This is a genomic window from bacterium (genome assembly GCA_026129405.1).
In the GTDB taxonomy this organism is placed as follows: domain Bacteria; phylum Desulfobacterota; class Binatia; order DP-6; family DP-6; genus JAHCID01.
Map to the genome: position 1 here is coordinate 1,004,585 of JAHCID010000001.1, position 21,950 is coordinate 1,026,534.

At 73.1% G+C, this 21,950-nt stretch carries 22 protein-coding genes; 19 read left to right on the forward strand and 3 right to left on the reverse strand.

What is annotated here, in order from left to right:
• Positions 1-126: 126 nt before the first annotated feature.
• The 5 genes from kdsB (at position 127) to KIT14_04615 (ending at position 5,051) form a co-directional block, all read left to right on the forward strand.
• Entirely contained in the window at positions 127-885 is a 759-nt protein-coding gene (gene kdsB, locus KIT14_04595) for a 3-deoxy-manno-octulosonate cytidylyltransferase (protein MCW5889810.1), read from the forward strand.
• Positions 882-2,546 (forward strand): CTP synthase, encoded by a 1,665-nt coding sequence (locus KIT14_04600; GenBank protein MCW5889811.1) that lies wholly within the window; start codon positions 882-884, stop codon positions 2,544-2,546. The genes kdsB and KIT14_04600 overlap by 4 nt, the downstream gene beginning before the upstream one ends.
• Positions 2,546-3,367, forward strand: coding sequence for a 3-deoxy-8-phosphooctulonate synthase (gene kdsA / locus KIT14_04605; GenBank protein ID MCW5889812.1), 822 nt, complete (start codon positions 2,546-2,548; stop codon positions 3,365-3,367). Before KIT14_04600 ends, kdsA begins: the two co-directional genes overlap by 1 nt.
• Positions 3,367-4,329: a KpsF/GutQ family sugar-phosphate isomerase gene (locus tag KIT14_04610; GenBank protein MCW5889813.1), complete on the forward strand. Its 963-nt coding sequence runs from the start codon at positions 3,367-3,369 to the stop codon at positions 4,327-4,329. The genes kdsA and KIT14_04610 overlap by 1 nt, the downstream gene beginning before the upstream one ends.
• A gap of 128 nt (positions 4,330-4,457) precedes the next feature.
• The gene (locus KIT14_04615) at positions 4,458-5,051 is read left to right on the forward strand and encodes a hypothetical protein (protein MCW5889814.1); all 594 of its coding nucleotides are present in this window, start codon (positions 4,458-4,460) and stop codon (positions 5,049-5,051) included.
• Here KIT14_04615 and KIT14_04620 read toward each other — a convergent pair.
• The 3 genes from KIT14_04620 to KIT14_04630 all read right to left on the reverse strand — a co-directional run bounded on the left by KIT14_04620 (position 5,029) and on the right by KIT14_04630 (position 9,121).
• A complete protein-coding gene (locus KIT14_04620) occupies positions 5,029-6,747 on the reverse strand; it encodes a hypothetical protein (protein MCW5889815.1) in 1,719 nt (572 codons plus the stop codon). The two genes, KIT14_04615 and KIT14_04620, sit on opposite strands and share 23 nt — an antisense overlap.
• Positions 6,748-6,842: 95 nt before the next feature.
• A complete protein-coding gene (locus tag KIT14_04625; GenBank protein ID MCW5889816.1) occupies positions 6,843-8,114 on the reverse strand; it encodes an MHS family MFS transporter in 1,272 nt (423 codons plus the stop codon).
• A gap of 83 nt (positions 8,115-8,197) precedes the next feature.
• The gene (locus KIT14_04630) at positions 8,198-9,121 is read right to left on the reverse strand and encodes a hypothetical protein (protein ID MCW5889817.1); all 924 of its coding nucleotides are present in this window, start codon (positions 9,119-9,121) and stop codon (positions 8,198-8,200) included.
• 226 nt (positions 9,122-9,347) lie between these two features.
• Here KIT14_04630 and KIT14_04635 point away from each other — a divergent pair, with 226 nt between their 5' ends.
• The 14 genes from KIT14_04635 to KIT14_04700 all read left to right on the forward strand — a co-directional run bounded on the left by KIT14_04635 (position 9,348) and on the right by KIT14_04700 (position 21,949).
• The gene (locus tag KIT14_04635) at positions 9,348-9,788 is read left to right on the forward strand and encodes a PqqD family peptide modification chaperone (protein ID MCW5889818.1); all 441 of its coding nucleotides are present in this window, start codon (positions 9,348-9,350) and stop codon (positions 9,786-9,788) included.
• A gap of 10 nt (positions 9,789-9,798) precedes the next feature.
• Positions 9,799-10,842 (forward strand): hypothetical protein, encoded by a 1,044-nt coding sequence (locus tag KIT14_04640; protein MCW5889819.1) that lies wholly within the window; start codon positions 9,799-9,801, stop codon positions 10,840-10,842.
• Positions 10,839-11,522, forward strand: a complete 684-nt coding sequence (locus KIT14_04645; GenBank protein MCW5889820.1) for a glycosyltransferase family 2 protein — start codon at positions 10,839-10,841, stop codon at positions 11,520-11,522. The genes KIT14_04640 and KIT14_04645 overlap by 4 nt, the downstream gene beginning before the upstream one ends.
• The gene (locus KIT14_04650; GenBank protein MCW5889821.1) at positions 11,519-12,199 is read left to right on the forward strand and encodes a glycosyltransferase family 2 protein; all 681 of its coding nucleotides are present in this window, start codon (positions 11,519-11,521) and stop codon (positions 12,197-12,199) included. Before KIT14_04645 ends, KIT14_04650 begins: the two co-directional genes overlap by 4 nt.
• Before the next feature lie 10 nt (positions 12,200-12,209).
• Positions 12,210-13,745, forward strand: a complete 1,536-nt coding sequence (locus KIT14_04655) for a nucleotidyltransferase family protein (protein ID MCW5889822.1) — start codon at positions 12,210-12,212, stop codon at positions 13,743-13,745.
• 403 nt (positions 13,746-14,148) lie between these two features.
• On the forward strand, positions 14,149-14,943 hold the full coding sequence (locus tag KIT14_04660) for a lysophospholipid acyltransferase family protein (GenBank protein MCW5889823.1): 795 nt from the start codon (positions 14,149-14,151) through the stop codon (positions 14,941-14,943).
• Between the two features lie 137 nt (positions 14,944-15,080).
• Entirely contained in the window at positions 15,081-15,629 is a 549-nt protein-coding gene (lptC, locus tag KIT14_04665; GenBank protein MCW5889824.1) for an LPS export ABC transporter periplasmic protein LptC, read from the forward strand.
• Positions 15,613-17,064, forward strand: a complete 1,452-nt coding sequence (gene lptB / locus KIT14_04670; protein MCW5889825.1) for an LPS export ABC transporter ATP-binding protein — start codon at positions 15,613-15,615, stop codon at positions 17,062-17,064. Before lptC ends, lptB begins: the two co-directional genes overlap by 17 nt.
• Positions 17,065-17,103: 39 nt before the next feature.
• Positions 17,104-18,576, forward strand: a complete 1,473-nt coding sequence (gene rpoN, locus KIT14_04675; protein ID MCW5889826.1) for an RNA polymerase factor sigma-54 — start codon at positions 17,104-17,106, stop codon at positions 18,574-18,576.
• 36 nt (positions 18,577-18,612) lie between these two features.
• On the forward strand, positions 18,613-19,161 hold the full coding sequence (gene raiA, locus KIT14_04680; protein MCW5889827.1) for a ribosome-associated translation inhibitor RaiA: 549 nt from the start codon (positions 18,613-18,615) through the stop codon (positions 19,159-19,161).
• Between the two features lie 9 nt (positions 19,162-19,170).
• Complete coding sequence (locus tag KIT14_04685) at positions 19,171-19,632, forward strand: PTS sugar transporter subunit IIA (protein MCW5889828.1); 462 nt, start codon at positions 19,171-19,173, stop codon at positions 19,630-19,632.
• A 1-nt stretch (position 19,633) separates the two neighbouring features.
• Positions 19,634-20,569, forward strand: a complete 936-nt coding sequence (hprK, locus tag KIT14_04690; protein MCW5889829.1) for an HPr(Ser) kinase/phosphatase — start codon at positions 19,634-19,636, stop codon at positions 20,567-20,569.
• Between the two features lie 51 nt (positions 20,570-20,620).
• Entirely contained in the window at positions 20,621-21,484 is an 864-nt protein-coding gene (rapZ, locus tag KIT14_04695; protein MCW5889830.1) for an RNase adapter RapZ, read from the forward strand.
• 72 nt (positions 21,485-21,556) lie between these two features.
• Positions 21,557-21,949 carry a PTS fructose transporter subunit IIA gene (locus tag KIT14_04700; GenBank protein MCW5889831.1) on the forward strand — a complete coding sequence of 131 codons (393 nt, stop codon included), beginning with the start codon at positions 21,557-21,559 and terminating at the stop codon, positions 21,947-21,949.
• Position 21,950 lies beyond the last annotated feature (1 nt).

Below are 21,950 nucleotides of genomic sequence, written 5' to 3' on the forward strand. Positions count from 1 at the left end.
TTGACCCTCCCCCGACCGGCTCCTATAGTCCGCCGCCGTAGCCGGGTCGGGAGCGAGGCGTGCCGGGCGTCGCGCGTGGGCGGCGAGCGGTCGTCCCGTGTCGCTGCTCGGCCACAGGTCCGCGACATGGAACCCGTCACCGTCGCCATCATCCCCGCTCGCTACCGTTCCACCCGATTGCCCGGGAAGGCCCTCGCCGACCTCGGCGGCCGGCCGATGGTGTGCCACGTGGCCGAGCGCGCGGGACGGGCGCGCGGCATCGCGCGCGTGCTGGTGGCGACCGACGACGCCCGCATCGCCGACGCCGTGCGCGCGATCGGCGTCGAGGTCGTGCTGACGCGGCCGGAGCATCCGTCGGGCACCGATCGCCTGGCCGAGGTGGCGCGCGGGCTCGACGCCGACGTGCTGGTGAACGTCCAGGGCGATCTGCCGCTGCTCGATCCCGCGATGGTCGAGCGGCTCGCGGCACGGATGGCGGCGGAGCCGGCGCTGCCCATGGCCACGCTCGCGAGCGCCATCCACGACGAGGCCGAGTGGTGCTCGCCGCACGTCGTGAAGGTCGTCTGGGGCGCCGACGGACGCGCGCTCTACTTCTCGCGCGCGCCGATCCCGCACGACCGCGACGGCGTGCGCGGCGCCGGCGAGCCGTTCGGCTGGCGGCACGTCGGGCTCTACGCGTACCGGCGCGACGTGCTGCTGCGGCTGGCGGCGCTGCCGCCGTCGCCGCTCGAGCGGCGCGAGGCGCTGGAGCAGCTGCGGGCGCTGGAGCACGGCATCGCGATCGGAGTCGTCGAGTGGCCGGCGGACGCGCCGCTCGTCGAGGTGGACACGCCCGCGGATCTGGAGCGCGCGCGGGCCTTGCTGACGAACGGGGGGGCGGCATGAGCAAGCAGCAGGCGTCGAAGACGAAGTACATCTTCGTGACCGGCGGCGTGGTGTCGTCGCTCGGCAAGGGCGTCGCGTCGGCGTCCATCGCCGCGCTGCTCGAAGCGCGCGGCTTGACCGTGACGATGGTCAAGATGGACCCGTACATCAACGTCGACCCCGGCACGATGAGCCCGTTCCAGCACGGCGAGGTCTTCGTCACCGACGACGGCGCCGAGACCGACCTGGATCTGGGCCACTACGAGCGCTACGTCTCGACGCGCATGGGCCGCGTCAACAACTTCACGACCGGCGTCGTCTACCACACCGTCATCGAGAAGGAGCGCCGCGGCGACTACCTCGGCGGCACGGTGCAGGTGATCCCGCACATCACCGACGAGATCAAACGCCGCGTGCGCGCCGCCGCCGAGGGCTACAACGTCTGCATCGGCGAGGTCGGCGGCACCGTCGGCGACATCGAGAGCCTGCCCTTCGTCGAAGCCATCCGCCAGCTCGGCTGGGACGTCGGCAAGGAGAACGCGCTCTACCTGCACTTGACGCTGGTGCCGTTCATCTCCTCGGCCGGCGAGCTCAAGACCAAGCCCACGCAGCACAGCGTGCAGGAGCTGACCGGCTACGGCATCCAGCCCGACATCCTGCTCTGCCGCGCGACGCACCCGCTCGAGAAGAAGGTGAAGCAGAAGATCGCGCTCTTCTGCAACGTCGACGACAACCGCGTCATCAGCGCGCCCGACGTCGCCAACATCTACGAGGTGCCGCTGACGCTGCACAGCGAGGGCCTCGACGAGCGTATCGTCGAGCGGCTCAACTGCTTCACTGGCACGCCGAACCTGTCCAAGTGGCGGCGCATCGCGACGGCGTGGAAGAACCCGAAGGACACGGTGAAGATCGCGATGGTGGGCAAGTACGTCGAGCTCACCGACTCGTACAAGAGCCTCAACGAGGCGCTCGTCCACGGCGGCATCGCCAACGAGTGCCGCGTCGAGGTGACGCACGTCGACTCCGAGAAGATCGAGCAGGACGGCATTCCGGACGCGGTCACGCAGGCCGACGGCATCCTGGTGCCCATGGGCTTCGGGCCGCGCGGCACCGAGGGCAAGATCGCGGCGGTACGCTACGCGCGTGAGAAGAAGGTGCCGTTCTTCGGCATCTGCTTCGGCATGCAGATGGCGGTGATCGAGTTCGCGCGCCACGTCTGCGGGCTCGAGCGCGCCAACTCGATCGAGGTCGACCCGAAGACGCCGCACCCGGTGATCGACCTGATGCTCGATCAGCGCGGGCTGACGCAGAAGGGCGGCACCATGCGCCTCGGCGCGTACCCGTGCACGCTCGCCGACGGCACGCTGGCGCGCAAGACGTACAAGAAGTCGAAGATCAGCGAGCGCCACCGCCATCGCTACGAGTTCAACAGCTCGTACCGCGAGCAGCTCGAGCAGGCGGGGCTCGTGTGCTCGGGCGTGTCGCCCGACGGCGCGCTGGTCGAGATCGTCGAGCTGAAGAACCATCCCTGGTTCCTCGGCAGCCAATTCCACCCCGAGTTCAAGTCGCGGCCGGTCGACTGCCACCCCCTCTTCAAGGGCTTCGTGCGCGCGGCGCTCCAGCAGCGCGCCTACCGGCGCGACACGCCGCTCCTGGGCGGCCTCAAGGTGGTCAAGCGGTAGTGGCCCGCACCGCGCGCGTCGGCGCGATCACCATCGGCGCGGGCGCGCCGCTCGCCTGCATCGCCGGTCCGTGCGTCATCGAGTCGCGCGACGCGGCGCTGCGCCACGCCGAGGCGCTCGCCGCGATGGCGGCCGCGGCCGGCATGCCGCTGGTCTATAAGTCGTCCTTCGACAAGGCGAACCGGACGTCGCTGGGCTCGTTCCGCGGCGTCGGCATGGACGAGGGGCTTCGCATTCTCGCCGACGTGCGCCACGAGACGGGCTTGCCGGTGCTGACCGACGTGCACGAGAGCGCGCAGATCGCGCCGGTCGCCGCGGTCGTCGACGTGCTGCAGACGCCCGCCTTCCTCTGCCGCCAGACCGACTTCGTGCTCGCCGCCGCCGGCGCGGGCAAGCCGGTGAACGTCAAGAAGGGGCAGTTCCTCTCGCCCTGGGAGATGGCGAAGGTCGTCGAGAAGGCGCGCGCGACCGGCAACCCCGACGTCCTCGTCACCGAGCGCGGCTTCGCCTTCGGCTACAACGACCTCGTCGCCGATCTGCGCGCGATCCCGGTGCTGGCCGCGACCGGCTGCCCGGTGGTGTTCGACGCCACCCACAGCGTGCAGCGGCCGGGCGGCCTCGGCACGGCGTCGGGCGGCGACCGCGATCTCGTGCCGACGCTCGCCCGTGCGGCCGTCGCCGCCGGCTGCGACGCCGTCTTCCTCGAGGTACACGAGGAGCCGGAGCGCGCGCTGTCCGACGGCGCGACCAGCCTGCGGCTCGCCGACGTGCCGGCGCTGCTCGCGCAGCTTGCCGCCCTCGCCCGCGTGGTACGCGCGTGATGTCCGAGCGCCAGCGCCGCGGCCGCCGCGTGCTCGACGTCGAGCTGCGCGCCCTCGAGGCCGTGCGCGACCGTCTCGACGCCGGCTTCGACCGCGCGCTCGACCTGCTCCTCGCGTGCCGCGGCAAGGTCGTCGTCACCGGCATCGGCAAATCGGGGATCGTCTGCCGCAAGATCGCCGCGACGCTCGCCAGCACCGGCACCCCGGCGCTGTTCCTGCACGCGGGCGAGGGCGGCCACGGCGATCTCGGCGTGGTCGCGCGCGGCGACGTCGTGCTCGCGGTGTCGAACAGCGGCGAGGCCGAGGAGCTGGTGCGCCTGCTGCCGGTCGTGCGCCGCCTGTCGTTGCCGCTGATCGCGATCACGGGACGCCGGGAGTCGACGCTCGGCGCCGTCGCCGACGTCACGCTCGACGTGAGTGTGCCGGAGGAGGCGTGCGCGCTCGGCCTCGCACCCACGTCGAGCACGACGGTCGCGATGGCGCTCGGCGATGCGCTCGCCGTCGCGCTGCTCGAGGAGCGCGGCTTCTCCGCCGACGACTTCGCGCTCCTGCACCCCGGCGGCGCGCTCGGCCGACGCCTGACGCGCGTCGAGGACCTCATGCACAAGGGCGCGCAGCTCCCGAGCGTGCCGGCGGCCGCGTCGCTCGAGGAGACGATCGGCGAGATCAGCGGCAAGCGCCTCGGCATGACCGCCGTCGTCGACCCGAGCGGCGAGCTGCTCGGCATCGTCACCGACGGCGACTTGCGCCGCGGCCTCTCGCGCGCCGCGGACATTCGCGCGCTCACCGCGGGCGACCTCATGACGTGCAACCCGAAGACGATCGCCGCGGGCGCGCTCGCGGGCCAGGCGGTGGCGCTGATGGAGCGGCACTCGATCACGTCGCTCCTCGTGCTCGACGAGACGCGCCGCCCGGCGGGGGTTATCCACCTCCACGACCTGCTGCGCGCCGGCGTCGTATAGCGGCGCCTGGCCCACACGCCACGTCCTCCGCCCACGCATCGCCTCGTCGGTTTTGGGGGTTGTCGCGTCGGGAGGATCCGGCAGGGTCGAAGTCGGTCGGTCCCTTCGGGGGCGGCGAGGAGGCGGTGATGAATCGTCGAACGGCATTGGCGATCCTCTCGCTCGTGACTGCGGGCTGCAGCATCCCGGTCGGCAGCGCCGGTGATCTGCGGCTGGTCCCGTCGGTGCGCAGCGACGAGCTCGCCACGACCGGCTTCTCGGCGGGTGGAAGCATCATGGGGCTCGAGCTCGGGTTCTCGATGGGCTCCCGCTGTACGGGACTGGTCTCGGGCGTGGACGGCGACGCGCGCTGCCTCGGCGTCGGCGTCCAGAAGAAGGACGAGCCCGAGAAGAAGAACGAGCCCGCCGAGCGGCAGCCGCCGGTGCTGGCCTCCCGCAGTGACGGCCGCGAGTACCTCGCGATGTCGCCGAGGATCGACGCGAAGCAGGACGCGAAGCAGAAGGAGCGCGGGGTCTCGGCGCGCGTCGATCTCTTCGGCGTCGGTGCGGGCCTGTCGGCGAGCGGAAGTTGCGTCGGCGCGACGACGGCGGTCGACGGCGAAGGCCGCTGCCTCGGCGTCGGGCTGCGTCCGAAGGACGAGGATACCGCGGCGCCGGCGCCGACGCGCACCGCCCGCAGCAAGCGCGCGCTGACGAACGTCAGTCTTCCGGCGCGCAGGTGAACGTCGGGTGACTCCACACGGACGCGCCGGCGCTCACGCCGCTGCAGGTGGCGCTCACCGACGTGCTGCCGCCGCCGTCGGTGCGAACCGCACCGGGGGCGCACTGCACGGCGCAGGTGCTCCCGGTCGGCGCCGTGCCGCAGTCGCTGACGACGTGCGCGACGTTCAGCGGCGCGCACGTCGCCGGCACGCAGGTAGTCTCGCCGATCGCCGTGAAGGCGCCGAAGATGCAGATCGGATCGTTGGCGCCGGACTTGGAGTATCCGGCGGCGCACGCGAGTGCGCATGTCTGGCCGCTCGACACGGGCGCGGCACAGCCGGGATACGCACCACCCGTCGGCGGCGGCGGCACGGCGGGGCAGGGATCGGCCTCGCAGGTGAAGGTCGCGTGCGACCAGGCCGACGCGCCGGTGGCGACGCCGGCGCAGGTCGCCGTCGTCGTGGCACCGCCGCCGCCGTCGCTGCGGTGTGCACCGGGCGCGCATCCCAGCGTGCACTGGCTGCCGGTCGGGGCCGTCCCGCAGTTGCTGACGACGAGCGGAAGCGTCAGCGGCGCACAGGTCGCCGGCACGCACGTCGTGTCGCCGCCCGCGAAGGCGCCGGACGTGCAGGCCGGATCGGCCGTGCCGGTCTTCGTGTAGCCGGCGGCGCACGCGAGCGTGCACGTGGTGCCGCTCGGGACGTCCGTCGTGCAGCCGGGGAACGACCCGCCCGCCGGCGGCGGCGGTGCGGTCGGGCAGGGGTCGGGACCGCACGTGAACGTGGCGAAGCTCCACGTCGACGTGCCCGGCCCGACGCCGGTGCACGTCGCGGTCGTCGTGTCGCCGGTGCCGCCGTCGGTGCGGTGCGCGCCGGGCGCGCAGCCTACGGTGCACTCGCTGCCCGTCGGTGCCGTGACGCAGTCGCTGGCGATCGCAGGGAGATCCAGCGGCGCGCAGGTCGCCGGCTCGCACGACGTGTCGGCGCCCGTGAAGCTGCCGTCGAAGCACGCGGGGTCCGTCACGCCGAGCTTCGTGTAGCCGTCGGCGCAGACGAGCGTGCAGGTCTCGCCGCTCGGCACGCTCGTCGTGCAGCCGGGATACGACCCGCCCGCGGGCGGCGGCGCGGCGGGGCAGGCCTGCAGGGCCGCGGGGCAGTCCGGGTCGCCGGTGCCGAGCGTGCACACCAGCTTGCGCTGGCGCCCGTCGGGGCTGACCTTGTGCCGGCAGCCGGTGAAGCGCGTGCAGAGCCGCGTCTCCTCGCCGTCGTTCACGATCGTCGTCGCGACCAAGACGCTGCCGGTCGGAGCGGCGGCGACGTCGAGCGGCGTGTCGCCGAGGCTGCCGGCGACGATCTTGAGCAGCGCCCCAGGCTTCAGCAGGCTCGATTTCACCGCGCCGTCCTCGGGCGCGGCCTTGTTCACGTACTTGGCGACCCGCGGGCCGTTGAGGATCCAGCCCGCGCCCTGCGGCATGCGGAAGACGCCCTTCGCGCCGTCGTAGGCGACGTCGAGCGTCGCCGCGATCCGGGCCGGATCGCGGCCCGGACCCTTCGCGACGGCGGCGTCCTTGACGACGAAGACGACCTTCGCCTTGCCGGCGGCGCCCTTGCTCACGACGGTCAGCTTGCCGCCGGCGATCGGAACGTTCGCTGCACCCGACGTCGCCGCGGAGAGCAGACCTGCGAGGACGGTGAGCAGGGCGACGACGCGAGGCATGGGGCGCTCCATGGCAGATCGCAAAATAGCGACGTCCATGATTGCGGGCGGCACGCGCGGTCTCAACCGGCGCGGCCGCGCATCGCGCCGCGCGCTCAGTGACGCGCCGACATCGCCCCGCGCGACAGCAGTAGCAGGGCGACGAGCGTCAGGACGCTCATCCCGGACAGGTACCAGCCGACCGCCGCGAGCCCGTACGCCTGCGCGAGCCACGTCGCCGCGTAGGGCGTCAGCGAGGCGCCGACGATGCCCGCGAAGTTGAACGTGAGCGACGCGCCCGTGTAGCGCACCGCGGTGGGGAAGAGCGCGCCCAGGGCGGCGCCGAGCGGCCCGTAGGTGAGGCCCATGAGGCCGAGGCCGAGCGACAGGCAGAGGAGCACCATGCCGTCGGTGCCGCCGGCCAGCAGCGGCGCGAAGACGAACCCGAAGAGCGCGAGGCTCGCGGCGGCGGCGATCAGCACCGAGCGCGGATCGAAGCGGTCGGCGAGCCGGGCCGACAGCGGGATCGTGAGGCCGAAGCAGACGATGGCCGCGATCTGCAGGAGCAGGAAATGCTGGCGCGAGTAGCCGAGCTCGCTCGTGCCCCACGACAGCGTGAACACCGTCATCAGGTAGAACACGACGAACGTGGCCACGGCGGCGAACGTGCCGAGGACGAGCCGTGCGCCGTGACGGCGGAACAGCTCGGCGACCGGCACGCGCACGCGCTCGTGGTTGTGGAGCGCGCGGCGGAACGCCGGCGTCTCTTCGATGTTGAGCCGCACCCACAGCCCGAGGAGGACCAGCGCAGCGCTGGCGACGAACGGCACCCGCCAGCCCCACGCGAGGAACGCCTCGTCGCTGAGGTAGTGCGTCAGCACGAGGAAGACGCCCGACGAGAAGATGAAGCCGATCGGCGCGCCGAGCTGCGGGAACATGCCGTACCAGTTCTGCTTGCCGGGCGGCGCGTTCTCGGTAGCCAGCAGGACGGCGCCGCCCCACTCGCCGCCGAGGCCGAAGCCCTGGCCGAAGCGACACAGCGCGAGCAGCGCCGGCGCGAGCAGGCCCGCGGTCTGGTACGTCGGCAGGAGGCCGATGAGCACGGTCGAGAGGCCCATCGTCAGCAGCGCGGCCACGAGCGTCGCCTTGCGGCCGATGCGGTCGCCGTAGTGCCCGAAGACCGCCGAGCCGACCGGCCGCGCGAAGAACGCGAGCGCGAACGTGGCGAGCGACTGGAGCGTGGCCGACGCGGGATCCGTCGCCGGGAAGAACAGGTGCGGGAACACCAGCACCGCCGCCGTGGCGTAGATGTAGAAGTCGAAGAACTCGATCGTGGTGCCGATGAGGCTCGCGAACAGCACCCGGCCCGGCGAATTTCCCTGCATCATCCCCCCCCCCCCCCTGCGGCGACCCGTGCTGCCCGCGCCCGATCACATAGTCGGCCCGGGCGCCGTTCGCACGCGCCGCGCGCTCACGGCCCGGTCGCCGGGAAGGGCCCGAGCCGGGCGTCCGCCGCGTCGAACACGAACAGCTGCGCCGGCATGGCCGGCGCCGGCGGCGGGCCCGTCCGGATGCGCGCGACGATCTCCTCGCCCAGCGCGAACGTGCCGCGGCAGGACAGGATCGCCTCACCGGCGGGGCTCTCGATGGCGGCGCACGTGAAGAGCGGAGGCGCGACGGAGTTCGTGAGCGCGCGGCCGCCGCCGAGCACGACCTGGAAGCGCTGGAACGGGCCGCCGCTGCCGTCGCAGCGCACGCGGACGTCGACCTCGCTCGGCGAGGACGTCGCGCCGAAGGTGACGAGGCAGGCGGTGGGCGGGAGCGTGGTGGTCGTGGTCGATCCCGGCGCCTCGCCCTGCTCGACCTGGCGGACGCCGCGCACGAACGCGTCGATGGCCGCGGCGGCGCCGTCCGCGCAGTCGCGGGTGATCTTCCCGCGCCGCGCGGCGCGGTAGAGCTTGCGACGGAACAGCCCGATCTGGCGCACGGCGAGGTTCGCGCGCCGCGCCGCGTTCTTCTGCGCCCGGCAGGCGAGGTCGGCGCGCGCGAGCTTCGCCAGCACCTCGGCCCGGACGGCGTCGACCTCTTCCGGCAGCGTGATCGAGCCGCACCCGAACGACAGCGAGAGCGCGAGCCCGACGCGGCCGTAGTTGCAGCCGATGGGCCCGATCGGCCGGCTGCACACGCAGCAGCACGTCTCGTCGAGATGGCTGCCGACGACGATCTTGCACGTCTTCGCGTCGAAGCAGCCGTCGCCCGGCGTGCTGCCGAAGCAGAGGCCGGCCGACAGACAGCCGTCGCGGTCGCCGCAGACGCAGGCGGCGGACGCGGGGCCGGCGCCGAGCACGATCAGCAGGGCGAGCGCGGCTCCGGCGAGGCATCGGACGATGGACATGGTCGGGCGCGAGCATCCCGATCCGTCGCGCACACGTCCAGCACCGCGGGGCTTCGCAAGTGCCTGAGCATGAGCACGAGCCGCGGCGCCCGCTCTCGTCACGACCAACGCGTTCCCCGGTCGCCCGCGAGGCGTGTCCATCGTCCGTGTCCCGTGGGACGGCGCGGACGCCGGGGGGCCGTCCCGCCGTGCGCCCTCCCCGGCCGTGTGGTAGAGGCGCAACACCATGGGGAGCCGCTACCGGGTGAACGGGCCCAACGTCGTCCACGAGACCGTGGAGCGCGAAGCGATCCTGATCCACCTGGAGTACGGCACCTACTACAGCCTCACCGAGGCGGGCGCGTGCGTGTGGGACGTGGTGGTCCGCGGCGGCGACGTCGCCGACGCGGTGGCGGCGGTGACCGCGGCGTACGACGTCGCGCCCGAGGACGCCGCGCCGGTCGTGGCGGCGCTCCTCGATACGCTCGTCGCGGAGGAACTCGTGACCGCCGACGACGTCGCGCCGGCGCTGCCCCTCGCGGTCGCGGGCGTCGCCGACGGCGCGCGGCGGCCATGGAGCGCGCCCGAGCTGGGACGCTTCACCGACATGCAGGAGCTGCTGCTGGCCGATCCGATCCACGAGGTGGCGGACGCGGGTTGGCCGCACGTGAAGCCCGTCGCACGCTGAGTCGAGGCGGGTGGAAGCGCACGCAGCCGACGATCCGTCCCTGGCCTTCTTCGCCCGGACGCGACGGGTCGCGCGTGCGGCCATCGATGCGGCCGGCGCCGTCGAGCGCACGTACGCGATCGCCGGGCATGCGGTCACGGTGCGCGCCGCGGGCGCGGCGTTGGCGGATCTGCTCGGCGGCGCGCTCGCGCAGCGGCGAAGCGCGCCCGCCGCCGCGCCGGCGCTCGTCGTCGAGTGCTGGGACGGTGCGACGAGCGGCCTCGAGCCGCCGCCGTTTCCGTGGAGCCTGCCGTCGCATCTCCGGCGCGGCGAGCTGCCCGGCGCCACGAGCGCGCGCATCGGCGCGACGCTGCAACCGCAGGATCGCTGTCTCGGGCTCGTCGATCGCGTCGAGCGACGCGCCGTCTGGTGGGCCGCCGCCGCCGCGCTGCCGGTGCACCAGCAGGGCTCGCCGCTGCGCGACCTGCTGCACGCGTGGCTCGCCGACGCGGGCCTGACGCTCACCCATGCCGCCGCCGTCGGCCGCGGCGGCCGCTGCGTGCTGCTCCCGGGGCGCAGCGGCTCGGGCAAATCGACGACCGCGCTCGCGGCGCTCGCGGCCGGCTTCGATCTCCTCGGCGACGACTACGTCGTCGTCGACGCGCCCGCGCGGACCGCGCACGCGCTCTACTCGTTCGGCAAGCTCACGCCCGACGGCCTCGCGCGGCTGCCGGCGCTCGCGCCGGACGTCGTCGTGGCGCCGCGGGGCGACGAGAAGGCCCTCGTCGACCTGCGCCCGCGGCATGCCGCGCGCCTGCCGCACGCGCTGCCGATCGCCGGCGTCGTCCTGCCGCGCATCACCGGGACGCCGGAGACGCGGGCGCAGCGCGGCACGGCCGGCGCGGCGCTCGCGGCGCTGGCGCCGAGCACCGTGTTCCAGCTGCCGGGCGGCGGCGGTCGTGAGCTCGCCGCGCTCGCCGGTCTCGTGCGCACGATGCCGGTCTGGGAGCTGCAGCTCGGAACCACGCTCCCCGGCGTCGCCGCCGCGCTCGACGCGATCCTGGCGGCGACATGACGCGGCCGACCGTCGCCGTCGTCATGCCGATCTACAACGGCGGGACGTATCTTGCGGAGGCGCTCGCCAGCCTCCGCGCCCAGACGCTGCTGCCCGACGAGATCGTCGTCGTCGACGACGGCTCGACCGACGGCTCCGGCGCGCTCGCCGCGGCGCGCGCGCCGCAGGCGCGCCTCGTGCGCCAGGAGAACGCCGGCGTCGCCGCCGCGCTCGCCCGCGGCGTGCGCGAGACGACGGCCGAGATCGTGACCTTCCTCGAGGCCGACGACGTGTGGCTTCCCGAGAAGCTGGCCCGCGAGGCCGCCCGCTTCGCGGCAGAGCCCGACGTCGCCTGGACGCTGTGCCACACGCAGATATTCCTCGACGCCGGCTGCGAACGACCCTCCTGGCTGCGCCCGGCGCTGCTCGACGGGCCGTCGCTGGTCGCGTTCGTGAGCGCGCTCGCCATACGCCGGACGGTGTTCGCGCGCGTCGGCGACTTCGACGCGACCTACCGCTACGGCCAGGACACGGAGTGGATGATGCGCGCGCAGGCGGCCGGCATGCGCCGCGCGATCCTCCCCGAGGTGTCGGTGCGCCGGCGCATCCACGCCAGCAACATGACGGACGTCCAGCGTCACGCCACCGCCATGCTGCGCGTCGCGCGCGCCGCCGCGCGCCGGCACGCGGGCGCGTCGTGACCCGCGCACCCGGCGCGCGCGTGAGCGTCGTCGTGCCGGTACGCGACGGCGCCCGTCACCTCGGCGCGGCCCTCGACAGCGTGCTCGCGCAGGGCGATCGCGTCGGCGAGATCGTCGTCGTCGACGACGGCTCGTCGGACGACTCCGTCGCCGTCGCGCGCTCGCGCGGCCCGCTCGTGCGCGTGATCGCGCAGCCGCCGTCCGGCGTCGGCCCGGCGCGCAACCGGGGCGCCGCGGCGGCGAGCCATCCGCTGCTCGCCTTCCTCGACGCCGACGATCTCTGGCCCGACGATCGGCTCGCGGGGCTGTGCGCGGTGCTCGAAGCGGCGCCCGAGCTCGACGCCGTGTTCGGGCTGGTCGAGGAGTTCTTCACCCCCGAGCTCGACGCCGCCGTCGCCGCGACGATGCGCTGCAAGCCCCTCGGCGCGGCCATGCTGCCCGGAGGCATGCTCATCTGGCGCGACGCCTTCGCGCGCCATGCCGGCTTCGCCGCCCGCGGCGCGGAGTTCGTCGCGTGGTTCGTCGGCGCGCGCGACGGCGGGCTGCGCTGGCGCGTGCTCGATACGCTCGTGCTGCGCCGTCGCCTGCACGATCGCAACCGCGCCCGCGTCGATCCGCGTGTCGCCGCGGACTACCTCCGGATCGCGCGCGAGCGCGTCGCGGGACGACGGCCATGACGGGGTCTCCATGACGTCGTCCTGCTGGCCGACGCCCGATCAGGAGCTGCTGCTCGGCGCGTGTCTGCGCGGCGGGTCGGACGCGATCTCGGCCTGGCGCCGCTGGCGCCGCCGCGTGGATCTCGACGACGTCGACCCGGCATCGTTTCGGCTGCTGCCGCTCCTCTACCGGACGCTCGCGAAGCACGGCGTCGCCGACGCGGACCTCGCGCGCCTCGCCGGCGTCTACCGCTGGCACTGGGTACGCACGCAGCTGCAGGTGCGGGCCGCGGCGCAGGTGCTCGATCGGCTCACCGCCGCCGGCGTGCCGACGCTCGTGCTGAAGGGCGGCGCCGTCGGCCCGCGCTACTACGGCGATCAGGGCGTGCGTCCGATGGACGACCTCGACGTCCTCGTGCCGCCCGCGCACGCCGCCGCGGCGGTGGCGTTGCTCCGCGGCGACGGCTGGACGGCGCGCCGGCCCGACGTCGAGCGTCGCTTGCAGTTCCGGCACTCGGCCGATCTCCAGCACGCCGACGGCGGCGCGGTCGATTTGCACTGGCGCGTCTTCAACGAGTTCGGCGGGACGCTCGACGAGGACGCGGCGTCGTGGGACGCGGCGGAGCCGCTGCGTCTCGCCGGCCGCGACACGCGCGCCCTCTGCGCGACCGACGAGCTGCTCCTCGCCTGTGGGCACGGCCTGCGCTGGAGCCCCGTGGCGCCGGTGCGCTGGCTCGCCGACGTCGCCACGATCTGTGCGACGGCGGGACCGCAGCTCGACGCGGAGCGGCTGCGGCGGATCGCCGGCGCGCGCGGCCTCGTCGCGCCCGTGGCGGAGACCGCGGGCTGGCTGCGTGACGCCCTCGGGCTCGCGCTGCCGCCGGCGCTCGCGGGCATGATCGGCGCGCCGGCGCGCCGGCGCGACCGTTGGGCGCACCGCGTGCGCATGGCGCCGCATCGTGCGGGCGAGCGGCTCGCGCCGCACGCTGCTGTTCGCGCGCCGGTGGCGCCGGCGCGCGCGCCGGGCTTCGCGCTGCGCGACTATTCCGCCTTCCTCGCGTGCCAGTGGGAGCTGCCGGACGCCGCGTGCCGCCGCTGCGCACGGTCGGCAGGCCTGTGTGGAGCGAGCTGCGCGGCCGCACGCCGTGGCGTGGACGATCCGCCTGCGCGCCGAGCGCGACGAGCTGCGTGCGCCCGCCCGCCGATGCCGCACCGCACGCGGCGGCGGCCGCGTGCCGGGCGTCACGCCGGCGTCGGCGTCGCACTTCTTCTGGATCGACGCCCTCGTCCGTCTGGCTGCGCGCGAGCGAGGACGTCCGCCTCGCGGGCTGGTGCTCGCGCTGCGACGGTGCGCCGTTTCGCCGGGCTGCGCACGCGCACGCGGGACGGCGCCGTGTTCGTCGCGCGGCGCGGCCGCCACCGCCCCACGTCGCCGCGGCGTTCCCGACCTTGCCCGAGGCGGCGTGGGCCGGCTTCGTGCTCGACGTGCGGCTCGGGCCGGGCGAGCGCCGCATCGAGGTGGAGGTCTGCGGGCGCGACGGCGTCTGGGAGCTGCTCTGCACGGTGACGCCGCACGACGCGGCGTCGAGCCCCCCGCCGGCTCGCGAAGCCCGGCCGGCGGGGTGATCGACGTGCAGCCGACGCGGCGCATGCCGCCGCGTCGGGCGCACGAGCGCGACGCCGCGGCTGCCGGTTCGGCCGTGGGTGCGGGGTGCGAGCAGATTTCCGACTCCCGGGCGGGTCGCGGCGACTGGCCGCTGCGCGCGGACGCGTGCTAGCGACGGGCGTCGTGCGAGACCCCGGCGACACGGCCCTGCCCGCGCAGCCGAGCATGCGCGTCGCCCCCCCGAAGCGGCGGCGCTCGCTGTGGAAACGCGTCCGGCGCGCGACCCGCGGCCCGCGCAAACGCCGCTCGCGCGCGCGATCGGCGGCGTCGCGCATAGGGCCGGCGCGCTGCCGCCGAGGTCGGGCTGGCGCTCGACGCCCGGCCGCGCGGCGCACGGGCTCTCGGCAGCACGCGGCGGCTCGCGCTCGCGCACGTCGCGCTCGCGTTCCCCGCGCTCGACGCCGCCGCCCGCGCGGCCCTCGTACGCGCGACCTTCGAGCACACCGGGCAGTCGTATGCCGAGCTCGGCCTCGCGCGCCGCCTCGCGGCCGCGCCCGACTACGTGCGCATCGACGGCCTCGCCGAGCTCGACGCGCTCCGCGGCGGCGGCCGCGGGGTGCTCGCCATCACCGGGCATTGCGGCAACTGGGAGCTGCTCGCCGCGACGATGGCCGCACGCGGCTACCCGCTGTCGGTCGTCGCCCGCAAGGTGAACGACGATCGCTTCGACGCGCTCATCCGCCGCTTCCGCGGCGAGCAGGGCATGGAGATACTCCTGCGCGACGCGCCGGACTTCCTCCCGCAGGTGCGCGCCGCGCTCGAGCGCAATCGCATCGTCTGCATCCTCATGGATCAGGACAGCCGCGGTGCCGGCGTCTTCGTGCCGTTCTTCGGGCGGCCGGCGCACACGCCGCCCGGGCCGGCGATCATCGCGCTGCGCACGCGGGTGCCGGTCGTCGGCGCGTTCATTCGCCGGCGCGTCGACGGCGGCCACGTCATCACGATCCGACCGATCCCGACGGCCGGCGAGAGCGGGCGTGGGGCGATCGTCGGGCTCACCGCACGCTTCACGGCGGCGATCGAGGACGCGATCCGGCGCGCGCCGGCGGAGTGGGTGTGGTGGCACGAACGCTGGCGGCGGCAGACCGACGAGGAGTGAGAGCGCACGGCCTCGAAGGCCGTGGATCCGCGGGGTTGTGCGCGCGTGCAACCTTTACTCCCCGTGGACCCCGTGGTAGCTCGGCCGACTTGGGAGCCGCCTTGTCACGCTCGCGATTGCGCACCGGTCTCCTCGTCGTGGTGGCCCTGGCGTTCCTGGGCCTCGGTGTCCAGGTGTGGCGCAGCGTCGGCCGGGCGGAGAAGTCGATCGCGGAGCTGGGCGCGGGTCTTCTGCCGGACGTCGCCCAGCGCATGCAGTTCTTCAAGCGTGTGAAGGTCAAGGACGGCCGGACGGTGTGGGAGATCACGGCCGACGACGCGCAGTACTTCGACAAGCAGAACGCCGTCGTCGTGCGCCGGCCGCGCGTCACCTTCTCGATCGACGACGGCGAGCGCCGGGGAGAGCTCACCGGGACCGAAGGGCGCCTCGTGCTCGTCGATCGCGAGCTCGAGTCGATGGTCCTGCGCGGCTCGGTGGTGCTGAAGCTCGACGACATGGTCCTCAACGCCGACGAGGCGACCTACGATCGCACCCGCGACCTGATCACGGTGCCGGGCGACGTCACCATCACGGGGAGCGACCTCGATCTCACGGCGCACGGCATGGAGGTCGACGTGACGCCGCAGCTGGTCCGCTTCCAGGGCGACGTGCGCACGGTGCTGAAGGACGATGCGAAGCGGTCCTGAGATCGGACTGCTGCTCGCGGTGACGGTGCTCGTCTGTTCCGCGGCGGCGCAGCCCGCACGCGAGGCGGCGCCGGCCGGGGGCGGTCTCCTCGGCTTCGGCGGCTTCGGCAGCGGCAAGGGGCCGGTGACGGTCACGTCCGACCGCCTCGAGTACGACTACAAGGCGAACGTCGTCGTCTACCGCGGCCTGGTCGAGGTGGTGCAGGGCGAGGTCAAGCTGAAGAGCGACACGCTGACGATCACGCTCGCCGACGACGAGCGGCCCGCGGGCAAGCTCGGCGGCAGCAAGGAGGCGGCCAGGCCGGAGGACGCGGCCGCCGACCCGGCCCCGGCCGCCGCCGCGCCGGGCGCCGCCGGCGCCCGGGCCTGCCGCGACCGGCGATCCGCGCGTGAAGGAGATCGTCGCGCAGGGCAGCGTCCGCATCGACCAGGGCACGCGTTGGGCGGTCGGCGGGCGTGCGGTCTACGATCAGGCGGCGCGCACCTTCGTCCTCACCGAGAACCCCGTGCTGCACGACGGACCGAACGAGGTCGCGGGCGATCGGGTCATCGTCTACCTCGACGAGGACCGCAGCGTGGTCGAGGGCGGCCGGCGGCGGGTGAAGGCCGTGCTCTACCCCGACGAGAAGCAGAACGGCGGGGGCGGCGACGGGCGCCGGAAGAAGGGCGCGCAGACCACGGCGGCGGGGACGACGCCGTGAACGGCGCCGGCGCGGCCCTGCTGCGCGCCGAGGGACTCACCAAGTCGTTCGGCGGCCGCTGCGTGGTGAACCGCATCAGCATCGAGGTGGCCGCCGGCGAGGTCGTCGGTCTCCTCGGTCCGAACGGCGCGGGCAAGACGACGAGCTTCCACATGATGGTCGGGCTGCAGCGTCCCGACGCCGGCCGCGTGCTCTTGAGCGGCGAGGAGGTCACCGAGCTGCCGATGTTCGAGCGCGCCCGGCGCGGCATCGGCTATCTGCCGCAGGAGGCGTCGGTGTTCCGCAAGCTCACCGTCGAAGAGAACATCCTCGCGATCCTCGAGACGCTCGACCTCGACGCCGTCGAGCGTCGCAAGCGCCTCCAGCAGCTGCTCGACGAGCTCGGCATCGCGCGCCTGGCAAAGAGCAAGGCCTACTCGCTGTCGGGCGGAGAACGTCGCCGATTGGAGATCACGCGCGCGCTCGTCATCAGCCCGTCGTTCATGCTCCTCGACGAGCCATTCGCAGGCATCGATCCCATCGCCGTGGTTGACATTCAGAGCATTGTCACCCAGTTAAAGACGCGAGGCATCGGAGTCCTGATCACCGATCACAACGTGCGCGAGACGCTCGGAATCTGCGATCGCGCGTACATCGTGAACGAAGGCGCGGTGCTCGAAGAAGGGGTGCCCGCGCACATCGCCGCGAGTCGGCGCGCGCGGGAGATATACCTCGGCGAGAAATTCCGACTGTAGTATGCTGCGCCTCAGGTAACCGAGATCGTGGACACCCGGATCGCGCTCCAACATCGTCTGACGCAGCAGCTGGTGATGACGCCGCAGCTGAGGCAGGCGATCAAGATCCTCCAGGTGTCGCGTGCCGAGCTCGAGTCGCTGATCGATCAGGAGCTCACCGAGAACCCGGTCCTCGAAGAGAATCTCACCGAGGAGAAGATCGACACCGAGGTTCCGACCGTCGACGGGCTCGAGACGCCGGCCACCGAAGAGTGGGCCGTCGAGCAGCAGTCGAAGGAGACGAGCGACGACATCCCGCAGGCCTCCACGATCGACCAGATCGATTGGAAGGACTTCGCGGAGAACTACGGCAACGACCTGCACGGCTCGATGAGCGGCGGCGCGGCCGACGACGACGACGAGCGCCGCCCCGCGCTCGAGAACGTCCTCGTGAAGCGCACGCAGCTGCCCGACCACCTCATGTGGCAGCTCCGCCTCTCGGACATGTCGCACGACGAGAAGGAGATCGGCGCGCTCATCGTCGGCAGCCTCGACAAGGACGGCTACCTGACGCTGTCCGTCGACGAGATCGCCTTCCTCTGCAACGTGTGGCCGGACACCACGCTCGTCGACCAGACGCTCCGCCGCGTGCAGGAGTTCGATCCGCCCGGCGTCGCCGCGCGCGACCTCGCCGAGTGCCTGCTGATCCAGCTGCGCCAGCTCGGCTCCGACGACGACTCGCTGCCGGCCCGCATCGTGCGCGACCACCTGCCGATGCTCGAGAGCCGCCGCTTCGACCGCCTCGCGCGTGAGCTCGGCGTCGGCGTCGAGCAGATCGCCGAGGCGACGAAGATCATCTCGGTGCTCGAGCCCAAGCCGGGCCGTGACTACCACGACGGCGAGACCCGCTACGTCACCCCCGACGTCTACGTGCAGAAGGTCGGTGAGGAGTGGGTCGTGACGCTGAACGAGGACGGTCTGCCGCGGCTGCGGGTGTCGTCGTTCTACAAGCAGATGCTCGGCAACGGCGGTACGTCCGAGGCGCGCAGCTACATCCAAGAGAAGATGCGGGCGGCGGCGTGGCTCATCAAGTCGATCCACCAGCGCCAGCGGACGCTCTACATGGTCACCTCGAGCATCGTGAAGTTCCAGGAGGAGTTCCTGGAGAAGGGCGTGTCGATGCTGCGCCCGCTGGTGCTGAAAGACGTCGCGAACGACATCGGCATGCACGAGTCCACGGTCAGCCGCGCGACCGCCGGCAAATACGTGCACACGCCGCAGGGCACCTTCGAGCTCAAGTACTTCTTCACCTCGAGCCTGCGCAGCGGGCAGGGCGAGGAGATCTCGGCCGAGAGCGTGAAGGAGAAGATCCGCGGCATCATCGCGAAGGAAGACGCGCGGAAGCCGCTGAGCGATCAGTACATCGCCGAGCTGCTCAAGAAGGAGCAGATCGACATCGCGCGCCGCACGGTGGCGAAGTACCGCGAGCTGATGGGCATCCTGCCGTCGTCGAAGCGCAAGCAGGTGTACTGAGCGCGAGATCCGCGCCCGGGGTGCGGGAGGGGCTGCATGCAAGTCACCGTCACGTTCCGCCACGTCGACCCGACGCCGGCGCTGCGCGACCATGCCGAGCGCAAGGTCACGCACATGGTGAAGAAGTACCTGCGGCGTCCGGGCGACGCGCACGTCATCCTGAGCGTCATCAAGTCGCGCCACCTGGCGGAGATCACGCTCCAGGCGCAGCACGTGTCGATGGTCGCCAAGGAGACGACGCACGATCTCTACTCGGCGATCGACCTCGCCGTCGCCAAGCTCGCGCACCAGGCGCAGAAGCTGAAGGCGAAGCGTGCGGACCGTAAGGGCGTCGCGAGCGTGCGCGAGGTGTTGCCGGAGCCGGAGGCCGCGAAGGCGACGAAGCCCGCGAAGGCGAAGAAGACGCTGCCGCGCACCGAGCGCGTCATGCTGCCGCTGCTCACCGTCGAGCAGGCCATCGCCCGGTTCGAGCAGACCGAGCCCGTCTTCATCTGCTTCACCAACGAGGCGGACGAGCGCCTCCACATCGTCTACCGGCGGCCCGACGGGCGGCTGGGTCTCGTCAAGCCCGTTCCGGGGCGCTAGTACGCGCCCATGAAGATCGAGGACATCCTCCCCGAGGAGCTGGTCGTCCCGGAGCTGGAGGCCCGGTCCAAGTCTGAGGTCCTCGAGGAGCTGGCGGGGCGGGTCGCCGCCCAGTACCCTGAGCTGAACCGCACCCGCCTGGTCCAGGCCCTGGAAGACCGCGAGCGTCTCAACAGCACGGCGCTCGGCGACGGCGTCGCGATCCCGCACGGGAAGCTGCCCGGCATCCGCCGCGTCTTCGCCGCCTTCGGGCGCAGCCGGGCCGGCGTCGATTTCCAGTCGCTCGACGGCAAGCCGACGCACCTCTTCTTCCTGCTCGTCGCGCCCGAGGACTCCGCCGGGGCGCACCTGAAGGCGCTGGCCCGCATCTCGCGTCTCCTGAAGGACCAGAGCTTCCGCGAGCGCCTGCTCGCCGCCGGCGACGCGGCCGCGATCTACCAGACGATCCGCGACGAGGACGCGCGGTACTGAGATGGTCACCGTCGCCGGGCTGCTCGCGGCCGCGGAGGCGGGGATGGACCTCCGGCTCGTCGCCGGCGACCGCGACCTCGGGCGAGCGATCGCGCAGCCGCGGCTCCAGCAGCCGGGCCTCGCCCTGGCGGGCTACCTGCCGCAGCTGCACCCCGATCGCGTGCAGGTGCTCGGCAACAGCGAGGTCTCCTATCTCGCCACGCTGACGCCCGAGGGCGCGCGCGCCGCAGTCGCGGCCGTGGCTGCCGCCGGCGTCGCGTGCTTCGTCGTCACGAACGGCACGCTCCCGCCCGCGGCGCTCGTCGAGCCGGCCACGGCAGCCGGCGTTCCGGTGCTGACGACGACGCTGCGGACGGGCGAGTTCATCCGGCTCGCCGCGGCGTGGCTCGAGGAGCAGCTGGCGCCGGAGACGACGATGCACGGCGACCTCGTCGAGGTGCACGGCCTCGGCATCCTGATCTCCGGCCGCAGCGGCATCGGCAAGAGCGAGGCGGCGCTCGATCTCGTCGCCCGCGGCCATCGCCTGGTGGCGGACGACGCCGTCCTCGTGCGCCGCATCTCGCCGAGCGTCCTGCGCGGCCGGGCCGCCGAGCTGCTCCGGCATCACATGGAGATCCGCGGCCTGGGCGTCATCGACGTCGAGGCCCTCTTCGGCACGCTCGCGACGCTCGACGAGCACCGGATCGACCTGGTCGTCGAGCTGAGCGAGTGGGCGCCCGGCGCGGACCGGCTCGGCCTGGCCCACGACACGATCTCGCTCCTCGAGGTGGCGCTCCCGGTCGTGCGGCTGCCGGTGCAGCCGGCCCGCAGCATCGCGCTGCTGATCGAGACCGCGGCCCGCAACCAGCTCCTGCGCTGGCGGGGACGGCACAGCGCCGCCGACTTCGCCGCCCGCATCGACGCGCGAGCGGCAGGCGGGGGCCGGGATCGGACCTGACGGCCCGTCCAGCGTGCATGAGCAGGCGTCGACGGGCACAATGATCGCGGCATGAACGCCGGCCTGCGCGCGATCGTCGTCACCGGCCTGTCGGGCTCCGGCAAGACGACGGCGCTGCACGTCCTCGAGGACCTCGGCTTCTACTGCATCGACAACCTGCCGGTCGCCCTGCTGCCGCGCTTCGTCGAGCTGTGGGGTACGTCGATGGAGGAGGTGCGCCGCGTCGCTCTCGGCATCGACGCGCGCGAGCGGCATTTCCTGCACGACTTCCCCCGCGTCTTCGACGAGCTGCGCCACGCCGGCGTGCGGCTCGAGGTGCTCTACCTCGACGCCAGCGACGACGTCCTCCAGCGTCGCTTCAGCGAGACGCGCCGCCCGCACCCGGCCGCCGAAGGCGGCTCGCTCGCCGACGGCATCCGCCGCGAGCGGGAGAAGCTGCGCGCGCTGCGCGAGGTCGCGGACCGGGTGATCGACACGAGCGCGTTCACCGTCCACGAGCTGCGCGACGCCCTGCGCCAGCGGCTCGCCAGCCCCGAAGAGGGCAGCCTCACCATCTCGTTGGTCTCGTTCGGATACAAGTACGGCCTGCCGACCGACGCCGACCTCGCCTTCGACTGTCGCTTCCTGCCGAATCCGTTCTTCGTCGAGGAGCTGCGCGCGAAGGTCGGCACCGATCCGGCGGTGGCGCACTACGTGCTCGACCGCGTCGACACGCAGACGTTCCTCGAGCGCGTCATGTCGCTGCTGGAGTTCACGCTCCCCGGCTATCAGCGGGAGGGGAAGAGCTATCTCACCATCGCCGTCGGCTGCACCGGCGGCCGGCACCGCTCGGTGGCGCTGGTCGAGGAGCTGCGCGACCGCCTCCAGCAGCACGGGCACCGGGTCCTCGTCCGCCACCGCGACGTCGCCCACTGAGCACCGGCGCGGCCTGCGCCCGCGGTGCTTCGCCTTGAAGGGGTGCGCGCCCGGAGGCTAGGATCGGGTCGAATGGTCGGTCTGGTGGTCGTCGGCCACGGGGAGCTCAGCGAGGCCCTGCTGCGCACCCTGGAGAGCGTCGTGGGCAAGCAGCAGCACGTCGCAGCGGTGACGAGTGCCCCCGAGGACGGCCCCGAGACGATCCGGGCGCGCATCGTCGAGGCCGTCCAGCAGGTCGATCAGGGACACGGCGTGCTCATCGTCACCGACATGCTGGGCGACACGCAGACGAACCTCAGCGTTTCCGTCGCGCGCGAGACCGGCGCGCAGGTGGTGGCGGGCGTCAACATGCCGATGCTGGTGAAGCTCTCCAGCGCGCGCGTGCAGATGGAGGCGCCGGCGTTGGCGAAGTTCATCCGCCGCTACGGGCAGGAGCACATCTTCTGCGTCACGGCAGCGTCGTGAG